General features: G+C 44.6%; 11 protein-coding genes and 1 tRNA gene. 6 read left to right on the forward strand and 6 right to left on the reverse strand.

Going from position 1 to position 15,040, the window contains the following annotated elements; translation table 11 throughout:
• Positions 1-72: 72 nt before the first annotated feature.
• The 3 genes from ACYX4N_RS16535 to smrA all read left to right on the forward strand — a co-directional run bounded on the left by ACYX4N_RS16535 (position 73) and on the right by smrA (position 1,152).
• Positions 73-147: transfer RNA gene (locus tag ACYX4N_RS16535), tRNA-Arg, on the forward strand.
• 132 nt (positions 148-279) lie between these two features.
• On the forward strand, positions 280-405 hold the full coding sequence (locus tag ACYX4N_RS16540) for a hypothetical protein (protein WP_474808302.1): 126 nt from the start codon (positions 280-282) through the stop codon (positions 403-405).
• 159 nt (positions 406-564) lie between these two features.
• Positions 565-1,152 carry a DNA endonuclease SmrA gene (gene smrA / locus ACYX4N_RS16545; protein WP_474808304.1) on the forward strand — a complete coding sequence of 196 codons (588 nt, stop codon included), beginning with the start codon at positions 565-567 and terminating at the stop codon, positions 1,150-1,152.
• A gap of 170 nt (positions 1,153-1,322) precedes the next feature.
• Here the strand turns inward: smrA and ACYX4N_RS16550 are convergent, their stop codons facing one another.
• Together ACYX4N_RS16550 and purL are read right to left on the reverse strand one after the other, a co-directional pair.
• The gene (locus ACYX4N_RS16550; RefSeq protein ID WP_162889815.1) at positions 1,323-1,463 is read right to left on the reverse strand and encodes a hypothetical protein; all 141 of its coding nucleotides are present in this window, start codon (positions 1,461-1,463) and stop codon (positions 1,323-1,325) included.
• 257 nt (positions 1,464-1,720) lie between these two features.
• Positions 1,721-5,608 (reverse strand): phosphoribosylformylglycinamidine synthase, encoded by a 3,888-nt coding sequence (gene purL / locus ACYX4N_RS16555; protein WP_476054787.1) that lies wholly within the window; start codon positions 5,606-5,608, stop codon positions 1,721-1,723.
• A 176-nt stretch (positions 5,609-5,784) separates the two neighbouring features.
• Between purL and mltF the strand changes: the two genes are divergently transcribed.
• Complete coding sequence (gene mltF / locus ACYX4N_RS16560; RefSeq protein ID WP_476054789.1) at positions 5,785-7,188, forward strand: membrane-bound lytic murein transglycosylase MltF; 1,404 nt, start codon at positions 5,785-5,787, stop codon at positions 7,186-7,188.
• 524 nt (positions 7,189-7,712) lie between these two features.
• Here the strand turns inward: mltF and tadA are convergent.
• Complete coding sequence (gene tadA, locus ACYX4N_RS16565; protein WP_476056463.1) at positions 7,713-8,252, reverse strand: tRNA adenosine(34) deaminase TadA; 540 nt, start codon at positions 8,250-8,252, stop codon at positions 7,713-7,715.
• Between the two features lie 580 nt (positions 8,253-8,832).
• Here tadA and ACYX4N_RS16570 point away from each other — a divergent pair.
• A complete protein-coding gene (locus ACYX4N_RS16570) occupies positions 8,833-9,060 on the forward strand; it encodes a hypothetical protein (RefSeq protein ID WP_476056464.1) in 228 nt (75 codons plus the stop codon).
• Positions 9,061-9,130: 70 nt separating this feature from the next.
• Here the strand turns inward: ACYX4N_RS16570 and ACYX4N_RS16575 are convergent, their stop codons facing one another.
• Entirely contained in the window at positions 9,131-11,098 is a 1,968-nt protein-coding gene (locus ACYX4N_RS16575; protein WP_476054791.1) for a monovalent cation:proton antiporter family protein, read from the reverse strand.
• Positions 11,099-11,366: 268 nt separating this feature from the next.
• Between ACYX4N_RS16575 and ACYX4N_RS16580 the strand changes: the two genes are divergently transcribed.
• Positions 11,367-12,266 (forward strand): GGDEF domain-containing protein, encoded by a 900-nt coding sequence (locus ACYX4N_RS16580; RefSeq protein ID WP_474808311.1) that lies wholly within the window; start codon positions 11,367-11,369, stop codon positions 12,264-12,266.
• 169 nt (positions 12,267-12,435) lie between these two features.
• On the opposite strand, the gene tilS is transcribed toward ACYX4N_RS16580, so the two are convergent.
• The gene (gene tilS / locus ACYX4N_RS16585; RefSeq protein WP_476054792.1) at positions 12,436-13,761 is read right to left on the reverse strand and encodes a tRNA lysidine(34) synthetase TilS; all 1,326 of its coding nucleotides are present in this window, start codon (positions 13,759-13,761) and stop codon (positions 12,436-12,438) included.
• Positions 13,762-14,034: 273 nt separating this feature from the next.
• Positions 14,035-14,991, reverse strand: a complete 957-nt coding sequence (accA, locus tag ACYX4N_RS16590; protein ID WP_012517579.1) for an acetyl-CoA carboxylase carboxyl transferase subunit alpha — start codon at positions 14,989-14,991, stop codon at positions 14,035-14,037.
• Positions 14,992-15,040 lie beyond the last annotated feature (49 nt).

A 15,040-nucleotide genomic window follows, 5' to 3' on the forward strand; every position in this document is an offset into this window, starting at 1 on the left:
TACACCTTGTTGATTAATCAAAGGGTTTCGTATTTTCTGGAACTACGTATAATAAAGCTTCCTACGCATTAGGTCCCCATAGTTTAATGGATAAAACAAGGCCCTCCTAAGGCTTAGATGTTGGTTCGATTCCAGCTGGGGACGCCATTTTAGCTGGCTTAAACCCAAAATAAAGTAAACCTTCCTATACATTTCACTCCCCTATCATCATGTTTATTTCTTCTACTTTGGTTGTAATTTAATCGTATTAAGCAATACTCTTCTAAACAGGAGAGCACAATGACTTTCGATTCGTCCCCCGAAGAAGAAACTGGCGATGATGTTGAAATACCTATCGATTCAACATTTACCGAAGAGGAATGGTTTGCCATAGAGGCACTATCTGAGCCCGGTGCCATCTTCTAACCGATGAAATTTCAAAATTAATCCCCACTTTTATAGCCGTTGCCTATTTTAAGCGTCGTCTTTCTGCGCATTTAGCTTTCCAATAAGTACACTTCGCATAGACCATCAGGCAAAAAATAACGTATAAATAATGATGTAGTAGTTAATACGGGGAATAGTATGAGCCAATTTGAAAACGACGATATCGATTCGTTTTTTGCTGAAATGCAAGATGTAAAACCCATTGCTTCAGATGATAAGGCTTTATTACACGATCCTGAAAAGGCGCTCGCCGAAAAGCAAAAACGAGCAGCCTTGAAGGTAAGTGTTCGCGACAAGCTTGCTAACCCGTTAAGCATGGAAGGTGTGAAGCCGGTACCGCCTGATGATTTTATACATTTCCAGCAGCCAGGCATACAAGACGGTGTGTTTAAAAAACTGCGTCTTGGCAAATATCCGTTGGAAACCAATGTCACATTATCAGGAAAAAACCTAGAACAAAGCCGCGACCTAATTTATAGCACCATTAAATCAAGTCACGAACGTGGGGTTCGTGCCCTGCTCATTAAACATGGAACGGGTGAAAATAGTAAGCCATTTCCTGCGCTGAAAAAAAGCTACGTAAATCATTGGCTACGTGAACTTGATGAGGTGATTGCCTATCATACAGCACAGCCTATGCACGGCGGATTTGGCGCTACCTATGTGTTGTTGAAAAAGCACCCTCAGCAAAAACTAATAAACAGAGAAAAAAATAAGAAAGGATAAAATGAGAGGCAAGAACTCGTTGAGTCAGCTTTGCTTTTTTGGGCTTCTCTTTAGATATAGCTTTTAGGCTTTTCTCATGAAGCGCTATATGCTGAACGTTTTTATTGTCCCCCAATGATTAACGCCCGTATCAAGTAACTTGATACGGGCGTTAGAATTTTTCTTTCAGACTACTTAACTGAAGACTGCACACTTAGCGTTGTTGGAGCTTCGGCAGATTTCGCAGATGTGCTAAAAACAGCAGTTACGAACATCAGCACTACAGCTACAGCCACTCCGGTTAAGCCAAACCCTTTTGAAGAACGATTCATTGGTCGTCTCTTATTATTAAAACCAGTAAGCGATTGCTAAACACTGGTACAACCCTAACTCAACTCCTGTAACCTAATTGCAATCCTTGCTTGCACTACAATAGATCAGTGACAAACTGATGACAAGGGCAAAAATCAGATTTTTGACACTTTGCCAAAGCTTTGACACCTATTTAAGGTATGCGCATTTATTAAACAGTATTTTTATAGAAAATAAACAGGGGTTTCCCCCTGTTTATCAAGGTCACACTGAAAATTTAACCAACAAACTTACGGGCATTTCTAAAGATACGCATCCACGCACCATCTTCTTGCCAATCGTCCGGGCACCATGAGTTTGCAACGGCTCTAAATACACGTTCAGGGTGAGGCATCATAATAGTGCTGCGCCCATCTACAGACGTTAAACCAGTAATACCTTGCGGTGAACCGTTCGGGTTAGCCGGGTATTGCATTGTTGGCTTGCCATAGTTGTCTACATAACGCATGGCTACCTGACCGCTTACCTGCGATAGCGCGTTTTCATTTGCAAATTCAGCCTGACCTTCCCCGTGCGATACAGCAATCGGCATACGCGAGCCTGCCATACCATCTAGCAGCACAGACTTGGATTCCATCACTTCAACCATTGCAACGCGAGCTTCAAAGCGCGCTGACTGGTTAGTGACAAAGTGCGGCCAGTGCTCAGTGCCAGGAATCAATGATTTTAGGTTCGATAGCATCTGACAACCGTTACACACACCTAAACTGAACGTGTCGTTGCGGTTAAAGAAGCCTTCGAACTGATCACGAGCTATACTATTGAACAATATAGACTTCGCCCAACCTTCACCTGCACCTAATACGTCGCCGTAAGAGAAACCGCCACAAGCAGCAAGACCCGCAAACTGTTCAAGGGTAATGCGACCCGCCAGCACGTCACTCATGTGTACGTCGATAGCATCGAAACCTGCACGTGTAAATGCTGCCGCCATTTCTAGATGTGAATTAACGCCCTGCTCTCTTAAAATCGCCACTTTTGGCTTAACGCCTTTGGCAATATAGGGCGCTGCTACGTCTTCGTTTACATCATAAGACAACGCAGCATGCAAACCTGGGTCGGCAGCATCTTGCTTCGCTGCGTGTTCTTGTTCAGCGCACTCAGGATTATCGCGAAGCTTTTGCATTTCAAAAGTAGTTTGCGCCCAAGTCGTACGCATTGATACACGGCTATCCGCAAGTACAGCTACACCATCGCGATTAAACTCAATCATATCTGTGCTATTGAGCGTACCGATATCGTGAGTCAACTCAGTTAAATTGAACTTAGCCAGTACCGCGTTGACGGCGTCTAGGTCGCTTTCAAGTACTTGAATAACACCGCCTAATTCTTCATTGAATAGTACAGCAATGTCATTACCTTTAAGGCTATCAAGGTTAACGCTCACACCTGTTTTACCGGTAAAGGCCATTTCTGCCACTGTCGTAAATAGGCCGCCGTCTGAACGGTCGTGATAAGCATGCACCAAACCTTTTTCGATAAGCGTTTGCATAGCGTCAAAGAAGGCTTTAAGGCGGGTAGCAGAAACCACATCGGCTGGACTATCGCCAAGCTGTGTATAAACTTGCGCTAAACAGCTAGCGCCTAAGCGATTTTTACCTTCGCCCAAATCTAGTAGCAACAAGCGGCTTGAACCTTTGTCTGTACGTAGCTGAGGCGTTAGCGTTTTGCGAATATCTTTTACTGCACCAAACGCAGAAATAACCAGTGACAGCGGAGAGGTTACTGCTTTATCTTCACCGTTTTCATTCCATGCGGTTTTCATCGACATAGAGTCTTTACCTACAGGAATGGTTAAACCCAGCTCTGGGCATAGCTCCTCACCCACGGCTTTCACCGCTTCGTAAAGACCTGCGTCTTCACCTGGATGTCCAGCTGCTGCCATCCAGTTAGCAGACAGTTTAATACGTTTAATATCACCAATGTTTGCCGCGGCAATGTTGGTTAGCGCTTCACCTACCGCAAGGCGCGCAGACGCACCGTGAGATAAAAGTGCCACCGGGGTGCGCTCACCCATAGTCATCGCTTCACCGTGATAAGTGTCAAATGCCGAAGCGGTTACTGCTACATCAGCCACGGGCACTTGCCATGGCCCAACCATTTGGTCGCGACTTACAAGACCAGTTACCGAGCGATCGCCTATAGTGATAAGAAATGTTTTCTCTGCCACAGTAGGCAATGACAGAATACGCGTCGCTGCATCACTTAAAGTAATGCCTGCGTCGTCTAATGCGGGTGAGCTTACCTTGGTTGAGCTCACGTCGCGATGCATTTTAGGCGGCTTGCCTAAAAGTACATCTAGCGGCATATCAATAGGTTTGTTCTCAAACTGACTGTCATTTAGATTTAGATGCTGTTCGGCTGTCGCTTCCCCCACTACCGCGAATGGCGCGCGTTCGCGGGCGCAAATTGCTTCAAATACCGGCATATTTTCCGGTGCCACAGACATAACATATCGTTCTTGCGATTCGTTACACCAAAGCTCCAGCGGTGTCATACCAGGCTCATCAGACAGCACTTTTCTAAGTTCAAAGTTACCGCCTCGGCCACCATCGTTAACTAGCTCAGGCAACGCGTTTGAAAGACCACCTGCGCCCACATCGTGGATAAACTGAATCGGGTTGTTGTCCCCTAACTGCCAACATGCATCAATCACTTCTTGACAGCGACGCTCCATTTCAGGGTTGTCACGCTGCACTGAAGCAAAGTCTAAATCTTCGTTTGACTGACCAGATGCCATTGATGAGGCTGCACCGCCGCCAAGACCTATGTTCATTGCAGGGCCGCCAAGAACAATAAGCTTAGCGCCTACTGTGATTTCGCCTTTTTCAATATGGTCACGGCGGATGTTGCCTAAACCACCAGCTAGCATAATAGGCTTGTGATAGCCTCTCACCTCTACGCCGTTAAAACTCTTAACTTCTTGCTCGTACGTACGGAAATAACCAAGTAGCGCTGGGCGACCAAATTCGTTATTGAACGCAGCGCCACCTAAAGGGCCTTCAAGCATAATATCTAGAGCGCTCACGATGCGCTGTGGCTTGCCATATTCGGCTTCCCATGGCTGCTCAGCACCAGGAATACGTAAGTTAGATACGGTAAAACCAACTAAACCTGCCTTAGGTTTTGAGCCACGACCTGTAGCACCTTCATCACGAATTTCACCGCCAGAGCCTGTTGCTGCGCCAGGGAACGGTGAAATTGCCGTTGGGTGGTTGTGGGTTTCTACCTTCATTAAAATATCGATATTTTCATGATGGTATTCGTATTGATGGGACTGAGGGTTCGGGAAGAAGCGCCCTGCTTCCCAGCCTTCCATTACCGCTGCGTTATCTTTGTAAGCTGAGTAAACGTGATCAGGTAATAACTCGTAAGTGTTTTTGATCATTTTGAACAGCGATTTTTCTTGTTCTTCGCCGTCAATGGTCCAGCTTGCGTTGAAAATCTTATGGCGACAATGTTCAGAGTTTGCTTGTGCAAACATATAAAGCTCAACGTCGGTCGGGTTTCTGCCTAGCTTGGTAAAGCTATCAAACAGGTAGTCAATCTCATCATCAGCTAATGCAAGGCCTAACGACACGTTTGCATTAACCAGTGCTTCTTTGCCTTCCCCTAATACATCTACACTAGTGAAAGTATTCGCTTCGGTTTGAGCAAATAGCACCGCTGCATCATCAGTATCGGTAAACACTGATTCAGTCATTCTATCGTGTAAGAAGCTAGCGATAAGTGCAAAATCATCGTCACTTATTGTATCTTCTGTTTCGATATAAAACGCGCATCCACGCTCTATACGATTGATACTTTTTAAACTACAGTTGTGAGCGATGTCGGTGGCTTTAGAAGACCAGGGAGAGATAGTGCCGGGGCGAGGAGTAATAAGGAAGAGGGTTCCAGAAGGTGTTTGTGCTTGCCTCGCGGGGCCGTAAGTGAGCAGCTTCTCGAGTATTTCTATTTGCTGCTTAGATAAGTCACCTTGGGAATCGACTAGGTGAACATATTCGCTATATAGGTTTTTAACCCTAACGCCGGATTGACCCAGCTTTGCAATCAGTTTAGTTTGGTTAAACTCTGATAGTGCAGGAGCGCCTCGAAGGACCAACATATTGATTTACCTGGTTTGTTAGAAACAACGACCACCAATGCGACGCGTTGCCTCTTGGATTGATGAGTATTTCGGCGCGGATTATAGAGCAATTATGCACAGTAAGTAACCTCATAACGCGCTAACATGAACTTTTTTTTAAACTTAGACGGTTTAATAACAACAAGTAAAGGTCTATGCAGTCACAAGACTATAAAAAACGATTAAAACTCCAGCTAATAATCATTTTATCTATTGCTGTTATGAGCTGTGGCGTTCCTTCCGTTCCCACTGCCCTTTCCTCATTATTAGAACGAGAAACCATCCGCGTAGGAACCGTATACGGTGCAGGAACCTTTTATAACGGCGCTGAAGGGCCCCAGGGGTTTGAGTATGAGTTGCTGGCAGGGTTCGCCGATTACCTTGGCGTCACTCTCGATTTGTACCCTTTTTACAGCTATGAAGTCATGCTCGAACAATTAGAAGAAGGTAACCTGGACATTGTCGCCACGGGCGATGCGGTGACACCTTCACTAAAAAACCGCTTCACTTATGGCCCTGCTTATCAACATGTCAAACAGCAGCTAGTATTTCAAGCAGGCACATCTAGACCTAGAGACCTTTTAGACCTCGATTCCCCTATAATTGCAGTAGCAGAAAGCAGCCAAGCTCACTTACTTTCTGATCTTTTAAGCGATTTAGGTGACGAAGCAACTGATACTGAAAAAGTAGCGATAAAGACCGAGTTAGTTACCACCGAAGATTCAGATTCTGAAGAACTGTTGCAACAGGTTGCTAATGGTGACATTGCTTATACGGTGGCCGACAGCAATCGCCTAGCGTTACAACGTAGACGCTACCCTAACCTCGCCGTAGCCAAAACACTTAGCGAAGATATGCCGATGGCATGGGCCCTTCCTTTAGATCAAGACGATTCAGTGAAAGCAGCGCTCATTGAGTATTTTGGAACCGTACATCAATCAGGCTGGTTTACGGTGTTAGAAGACAAGTACTTTGGACATATTCGCCAGTTCGATTACGTTGACAGTCGCGCATTTAACTACGCAGCTGAAAGTGCATTAGCTCAATATAAACCGTTGTTCCAACAATATGCCGGTGATTTAGACTGGCGACTACTTGCCGCAATGAGCTACCAAGAAAGCCACTGGGACAGTGATGCTATTTCAAGAACCGGGGTTCGCGGCCTAATGATGTTAACACTGGATACAGCAAGTGATTGGGATGTGGATGACAGAACCAATCCAGAGCAAAGTATTCGCGGGGGCTCACGTTATTTTGCCAGTTTGCTAAGTCGCATACCTGCACGAATCAGCGAGCCAGATAGAACCTGGATGGCTATGGCATCATATAATATTGGGATGGGGCACTTGGAAGATGCAAGGGTGCTTACCGAGCAACAAGGGGGAAACCCTGATTTGTGGGTAGATGTTAAACGACGCTTGCCACAGCTAAGGCAAAAAAAGTATTACCGTACCACCCGCTATGGCTACGCGAGAGGTGATGAGGCTTTGCAATACGTAGAAAATATTCGCCGCTACTACGACAGCCTAGTCTGGTTAGATGAACAAGGAAAAATTTAATCTCGTTCGCTTTGCTTCTCTCTTGAAAACTGTCATTTCGGTGTCATCTTTACTCTGTACCCTTTGAACGAGTTAGTGATTAACTAACTCGCTTTCTCAGAACCTTAATTTTTCTAAAAGATTATTAACTCTAAAAGAACAGTGACTCTCGGAAAATGAGCGCTTAGTTCAAACGACAGAGCACTTTTCTTAATTGGAAGAATGGTCACAACGAGGGGAAAAATAGCCTCGCTGTGAGAAAGGAGAATAAATGAAAAAAAATCGCTTTATGAAAAAAGGAATAAAATTGAAAAACAACAACAGACGCAGACTTATGCTTAAGCGTTGCCACCAGAAAGTACTTCAACGTCGTAAGCTATTTGTAACGAGCGACATGTTCACTCAGTTGACTCGCAAGCCTAGCTAGAATACATATAAGCTGGTTGCTTTTATTGATAGGCATCAATTTATTGAGAACTCTCTTTGCAACCCAGCAAACCAAATAGGCGAATAAAACACCCCCCTTCAAGCCAGCAAAATAAGCATTAGCTTGAAGCATCCCCCTCTAGATGTTTTTTCGCCTTTTTGGCTGCCTTAATCTCTTTCCTGCGCTTGCGAAAAAAATCTGACAGTTTGTTAGCACACTCGTCTGCTAGCACATTAGAACCAATCTCAACCTGATGATTTAGCGCAGGATGTTGTAATAGATTCATAACCGAACCCACAGCACCTGTTTTCGCATCTTTAGCACCAAACACCACCCGCTTTACTCGTGCATGCACAAGCATACCTGCACACATAGAGCAGGGCTCTAAAGTGACATACAAGGTAGCGTCAATAAGCCGGTAGTTTCGCACTTTAGAAGCGGCCTCTTTGACAGCGCGCAACTCTGCATGGGCAGACGGGTCGTTATCCGATATTGGCGTATTGTAGCCTTCTCCGATAAGCTCACCGTTTAATACTACGCAGGCACCTACCGGCACTTCCCCTATGGATTCTGCTTTGTCCGCCAGGGTTAATGCATGCTTCATCCACATCACGTCTTCTTGAGTAACCGTTTCATTAATAAGATTTTCCTGGCTAATGCCCTCTTTAAGAGGGTTCTCTTTGCCTCGGCTCTCTTTAATTGAGTTCTCTTTAATTGCGTTCTCTTGGGGAATGCTTTCTTTTGAAAGGCTTACTTTCGCAAGCTCGTCGGCAGCGGTTAGCACTTTAGGCGCTAACGTTTGCGCTGCGACATGTTCGGTGTTTTGCTCCAGAGCCTGTGTTTTTTCAGTGTCGATCTTTGATGCCAGATGGTCGCTATTTTGGTCACTCATTAGTCAATTTTGCTACTTTATTTAGTGAAATTAGTTAACAACAATTCTGCATAAACCTAGGTAAACATTCTAACTTACTAGAAAGTAATGACTTTTGTCACTTGGCAACCTACTTGCAATTTTTCATTATAACACTGCTGGTGTTAAGGGCTTAACTGGTTACACTTTTTATAGAAAACTTAGCGTAATAACCGTTATAGTACTCCAAGCGCAGCAGTTATTTTACTAATAAGTATTTAGCCTCTGTTTATTAGATGTGGAAACTAAATACTGGGTGAATTAGGCAACTGACCACATTTTCACCTAAACTCTTTTTAAACCATTTGTGAGGGATACCACCGTGGACATGACAGCGATTGCAATAGTAGCTATTTGTGCTTGGGCGTTAGTTACCATTGTCGAAAGTGCGAAAGACAAAAGCAAAAAGAAGCTTAGTAACAAAGAAACTGAAGCGTATAAACAAGAAATTGCAAATTTGAAAGAGCGCGTATCTGTACTCGAAAAAATTGTAACTGATGAACGCTACGACCTAAAAAAGCAGTTTGCCGATTTAGAGAAAGACCGCGTTGCTTAAGTTTAGTGAACTTAATTCCTCTGCCAGCGCAACCTATGCCTAAAGCTTAACCTGCGCTGGCAGTTAAACATCAACTCCCTTCTAAGAGTTTGCGTTCAGCCCGCTCTACTCGTCGGGGTTTACCTGCGATTACTAGTACATCATGGGCCTGTAGAATAGCGTCTTGGTCTGGGTCTTTCACTTCATTACCGTTACGTCTTAAACCTTTAATAGCGACACGCATTCTTGTGAAGTCGATATCTTTTATTGCTTTTCCAATGCAAGAGGCGCGTTCAGATAATACTACTGCATGAATAAACTCTAGCTTATCTTCCGTCCCGTAAGTGATTTCTGTCGTTTCTCCCGGGTAAAAGCCGTGCATATGATCATAACGGCCTTTTCGCTCGGCCCGCACCCGCTTTAAAATACGTGACATAGGTACACCGGCGTAATGCAACACTTGCGAGACCAGCATCAAACTGCCTTCTTGTAGCTCGGGCACCACTTGGTTTGCTCCTGCGCTGTACAGGCTTTCTAACTGGTAGTCGCGTTTGGTACGTACCATAACATCTGTAGTGCTCGTTATACTTCGTGTCTGCGTTATCACTTGTTTCGCCTTATCGACCTGATCAAATGTTACAAGCACAAGCTTCGCATTTTCTACATTAGCACTGCTCAGAATATCTTTTTGACTGGCATCGCCGAATATTACGGGTTCACCCGCATTTCGGCTTTCATGCACCCTGACAGGGTCCATATCTATAGCGACAAAATGAATACCTTCCATTTTGAGCATGCGCGCTACCGACTGTCCCACCCGTCCAAATCCACAAATAATGACATGGTTAGTCAGCTGCCCGACATTGCCAAAGCTAGCGTTATCATCAAAGGAGATATCATTATTCACAATGCGTTTAGCGATAGTCACACTGTTGTTCATAAGCCAAGGCGTTAACGCCATACTTATCACACCCATACACACTATTAGCGATGATTGCTCGGTGGTTAATACGCCATGCGTTGTGGCAAGCGCTGCGATAACGAAACTAAACTCCCCTATTTGGCAAAGTTTTACGCCTGCGGACCAGCCGTCAATGGCGTCAGTTTTGACCAACATGGATGCGGCTCTTACCAAGATAACTTTAACTATCATTAACGCAAAAACGCCAAATACGATTTCAAACAAGCTGTTCCAGAGCACGGTAAGTTCCAACTGCATACCTACGGTCACAAAGAACAAGCCCATTAAAATATCGCGAAACGGGCGGATGTCGGCTTCAAGTTGATATTTGTATTGGCTTTCTCCTAACATCATCCCAGCTAAGAAGGCACCTAGCGCCATGGACAGCCCGAAGTAATAAGTTAACCCTCCGGCCAATAGGGCTATTAAAATAGTGGTCAGAACAAACAGCTCATCAGTCCTTGTTCTTGCGATTTCTCTAAACACCCAAGGTAGTAACCACTTACCTACTGACATAAGAAATGCAATAACAAACACACCTTTTAGCAATGCTTCGCCTAAAGCCAGCGCGATACTTACCTCGCCAGTCTGGGCTAAAAGAGGAATAGCGATAAGAAACGGGACCACGGCTAAGTCTTGAAAGAGCAAGATACTGATGGCGAGTTGTGTACGCCTGTTATTGAGAATACCCATTTCGGTTGCTTGCTTTATAACAATAGCGGTAGAGCTTAGCGCCAGCGTACCGCCAATAATAATTGATGCACTAATCGGGATCCCCAAAAAAAGCGGTACGCAGGTAAATATCGCTGTTGTAAACGCCATTTGCCCTAATCCCACACCAAACACCAAAGAGCGCATAGCCAACAATTTAGGAAGGGAGAATTCTAGTCCAAGGGAAAAGAGTAGAAAAACAATCCCCACTTCGGCCAATAAGTGCATTTCTTCGGGGTGAGCAAACACAGATAGCAGCTGTGGGCCAGCGAGTACACCGGCAAAGAGATAAGCAAGGATAGGTGGAAGATGAATTCGTTTAAATAGGGCGACTGCGCATACCGATATGAACATCAATATCACGATATTTAAAAAACTCGTCCCCACATAACCTCCTAGAGCAACATCAACTTACGATTGTTAAATAAGCACAGTAATCAACTCTGCTTAACACTTAAACTAAAGACTAATGCGACAGATATCTTGTTGGCATTCAGTTTGCAAAATCCCCTATGTAAATGCAGATCCGGCAAGTTTTGCCGCTGTGATCGTCATAAATTTCGCGAAAATGCGATTATGACCACAGAAACGTCAGAGCTTTGACACTGGTTTCATTTCTGCGGCATATCAACGCATTTTGTATAGGGGCACTACTGTGGATTTTTCAACGTCAGTCTACGATAGCACACAACACAACAATTTTTATCCTGCTGAGAGCACAGGTAAATCACTTTCTTTTAGTGAATTATCGGGCTTTGTAACACAGCTCCTGACTACGCTTGAACTTCAAGAGTTAGGAGGCGTGTATTTTCAGCAGCTTAATATGCTATTGCCTGTTGTCGGATTCAGTTTATCTGACTTCGACTCTCGTTGGGTCTACGGTAACGCAAAGATATCGTCAACGCTGATTGATTTACCACTACAAGGGGCGCGCTCTGTTAATGGCGAGCAAGCCCATGTCTATTATTACATTAGTTCACCCTTGTCGTTATCGCAACGGGAGAGCCTATTCCAACTTCATGATTTATTTGGAAAACAAGTAAAACACGCGTTATCTTTAATGCGTGTTCAGCAAATGGCAACCAAAGACGTGTTGACGAGTTTAGGCAATCGTGCGGGATTTCAGCAGTCTATGACAAGACAACTGGGGTGGGCGCAACGACACGATGAACCATTTGCACTTTTAGTTATCGACCTAGACAACTTCAAATATGTGAACGATAACTTTGGGCACGGTGAGGGCGACAAAGTACTGGTTCACGTGGCAACACATCTTGAAAATGTACTGCGCGATGAAGACGAAGCATTTCGCTATGGCGGAGATGAATTCTGCTGTTTACTAGACTGCCAAACACAGCAGCAATTAGCATGTGCTGCTCAGCGAATTCAGATGAGTATAAATAGCTCTGCTTACTTATCACGATTAGGTGTATCGGCAAGTCTCGGTGGCGCGATTTATCGAGACGGTGACAGTGTTGATAGTTTATTTAACCGCGCTGATAACGCGCTATATCGGGTGAAAAACTCAGGCAAAAACAGCTATGACGCTGCCTAACTAATCCCTTTTACTTGTTTCCAAAAAAAGCGGCAATTCGATGCCGCTTTATCAATACATTCTGCCGAAAAAAATTGAAAACTCTAATGACTGGCTTTTCTACGCCGACTGATAAAGTGTTTTTGGCACTTTAAATCTTGTACATAGTAATGGTAAGACTAATTAGCGATTAAATTGGTTTAAAGGCTATATTGATACGCTCAACTTTTGGTTGTAGATAAACAACTTTCTCATCAATGATGATTGCCACAGGTGTTTCATTTAAAAAGATAGTAGGTACGCCATTTCGTTTCCATCTAGGTACACGCCATACTTTAAACCACTCTTTCAATAGCTTTGATACATTGGCGCCTTCAGGTTTCATTCGCAAATTACGCGCATTGGTTTGCAAAGAGACTGTATCGTTATTTTCTTCTTTCGTTACTGTTACCCTCACCTGCCCGTGTAACCAAGGAAGAGAATTGTACTGGTCTAACACTAACGCAAGACGATCTGGGATCTCGCACGTATCATTAACAACCCAGTAAAGGTCGTGGTCAAAACGTATAACCCTGCCCCACTTAAAGTTTACTTCAGGGGTAGCATCATGTTTCGCCCCCAGCATAGCAAGTACTTGGTCTGTCTGCGCTTTTGAAGGTGCAAGCTGTCCCTGCGCTTTGAACCAGGCGCGAATTACCATAGCCTGCCAAGGGATAGACAATGCAGCAAGCTTTTGTCCATCTAACCTGATATCAGCACGTTTACAGTCTTCGAAGTATTGCTGTGCAGATTCGCTGACTAGCTCACTTTGCTCTGCACAAAGCTCAGCGCTTCGCCCCACTGTCTTAGTTAACTGGGGCCACCGCTCAAGCAAATGAGGTATTATCTCGTTTCTCAAGAAATTCCTGTCAAAGCTGTTTTGCTGGTTAGATTCATCCTCGACCCACTGCAACATTTCCTCTTCGGCATAAGCGATAATGTCGCTTTTCTCAAGAGCTAGCATAGGTCGCATTATTAACGTATCGCCGCGGTACTGCACTTCGCCCATACCCGCTAATCCCTGAGGGCCAGCACCGCGTTTGAGCTGAAGCAATACAGTTTCAAGCTGATCTTCGGCATGTTGCCCCAAAAGCAGTACACCGCCAATTTGTTCGCACACTTCTAATAGTGCGCTGTATCGAACTTTACGCGCCTCAGCTTCTAAGCTCTTTCTAGAGCTGGTATCAACGGCAACACGATATTGATGAAACTCAACATCTTCAAGACGGCACTGCAGTTCACAGTGGCGGGCCCAGTCATCCGCATTTTCGCTTAAACCGTGATGTACATGTACAGCATGTATCGGGCTATCAAACTGCTCCCTATACGCGACGACGGCTTGAAGCAGTACGGTGGAGTCCACGCCACCGCTGTAAGCAACGACGAGTGGCGTTTGAAGTGGTTGCTTTACATTAGTCAGTGACGTGGCTATGCGGTTGACGATATGTTCAATAGTGGGGGATTGTAGAGGGGTCACAGACCAGTAATACCTTATTGTTTCAACTTTATGTTTTATTAGGGTTCAGCTTTGTATCTGCTGGTTACTCGTTTTCTAATAACGCAAAAGGGTTGGTTACCAATGGTAAACAACCCCCTTGAACTAATCTGAATCGACATGCACTAAGCGAAGACTTAATAAACTTTTACAACAAGCATTTTTGCTAATCGTACACCGCTTCGCCTAATCGTACACCGCTTCGTATCATGACGTGACTATTCGCAGTTTTCGAACTCGTAGCCCTAACTAGAATTAGCAATACCCGAACGACATTAAACGCTCGTAGCGTTCTTCCATTAGCTTTGTTTTATCAAGCTCTTTAAGTTGATTAAGCTGCTGCTTAATAACGGCTTTCAAATTAGCCGCCATGCCGTTGTGATCGCGATGCGCACCGCCTAATGGCTCTTCAACAATGCTGTTAATTAGACCCAGTTCTTTAATTTGTGGCGCACTTACGCCCATCGCTTCAGCAGCTAATGGGGCTTTTTCTGCACTTTTCCACAAAATAGACGCACAACCTTCCGGTGAAATAACCGAGTAGGTAGAATATTGAAGCATATTAACGCGGTCGCCAACACCAATAGCTAATGCACCACCTGAACCACCTTCACCAATTACGGTACACACGATTGGAACAGTAAGCTCAGCCATTTCGAATAAATTTTTCGCGATTGCTTCACTTTGGCCGCGCTCTTCAGCGCCCACACCTGGGTATGCTCCTGGCGTGTCGATAAAGGTAATAATAGGCATGTTAAAGCGCTCAGCCATCTTCATAAGACGCAAGGCTTTACGGTAGCCTTCTGGTTTAGGCATACCGAAGTTACGCTTAATTTTTTCGTTAGTGTCTCGGCCTTTTTGATGACCTATAATCATCACAGGCTGATCGTCTAGCATCGCTGGACCACCAACAATTGCCTTATCGTCTGCAAACGCGCGGTCGCCAGCAAGCTCGTCGAATTCTGTAAAAATACGAGGAATGTAATCTAGCGTGTATGGACGCATTGGGTGACGTGCAAGTTGAGAAACTTGCCATGCGCCAAGATCAGAAAAGATCTTTTTAGTTAGCTCCGCGCTTTTGCCGCGAAGCTTATTGATTTCTTCTTCAATACCAACGTCAAACTCGCCACCTTGATTCACCAACCTAAGCTCTTCAATTTTTGCTTCTAGTTCGGCTATTGGCTGTTCAAAGTCCAAAAACTGTATACTCATTTCATGTCCTATTCGTACTACGCTCGTCTATGCAAACGCGAGATGTCCA

The organism is Alteromonas sp. ABH4_452 (genome assembly GCF_056311825.1).

Coding starts and splice junctions, on each gene's coding strand:
- ACYX4N_RS16540 (WP_474808302.1), top strand. CDS start 280: ATGACTTTCGATTCGTCCCCCGAAGAAGAAACTGGCGATGATGTTGAA.
- smrA (WP_474808304.1), top strand. CDS start 565: ATGAGCCAATTTGAAAACGACGATATCGATTCGTTTTTTGCTGAAATG.
- ACYX4N_RS16550 (WP_162889815.1), bottom strand. CDS start 1,463: ATGAATCGTTCTTCAAAAGGGTTTGGCTTAACCGGAGTGGCTGTAGCT.
- purL (WP_476054787.1), bottom strand. CDS start 5,608: ATGTTGGTCCTTCGAGGCGCTCCTGCACTATCAGAGTTTAACCAAACT.
- mltF (WP_476054789.1), top strand. CDS start 5,785: ATGCAGTCACAAGACTATAAAAAACGATTAAAACTCCAGCTAATAATC.
- ACYX4N_RS16570 (WP_476056464.1), top strand. CDS start 8,833: ATGACAGCGATTGCAATAGTAGCTATTTGTGCTTGGGCGTTAGTTACC.
- accA (WP_012517579.1), bottom strand. CDS start 14,991: ATGAGTATACAGTTTTTGGACTTTGAACAGCCAATAGCCGAACTAGAA.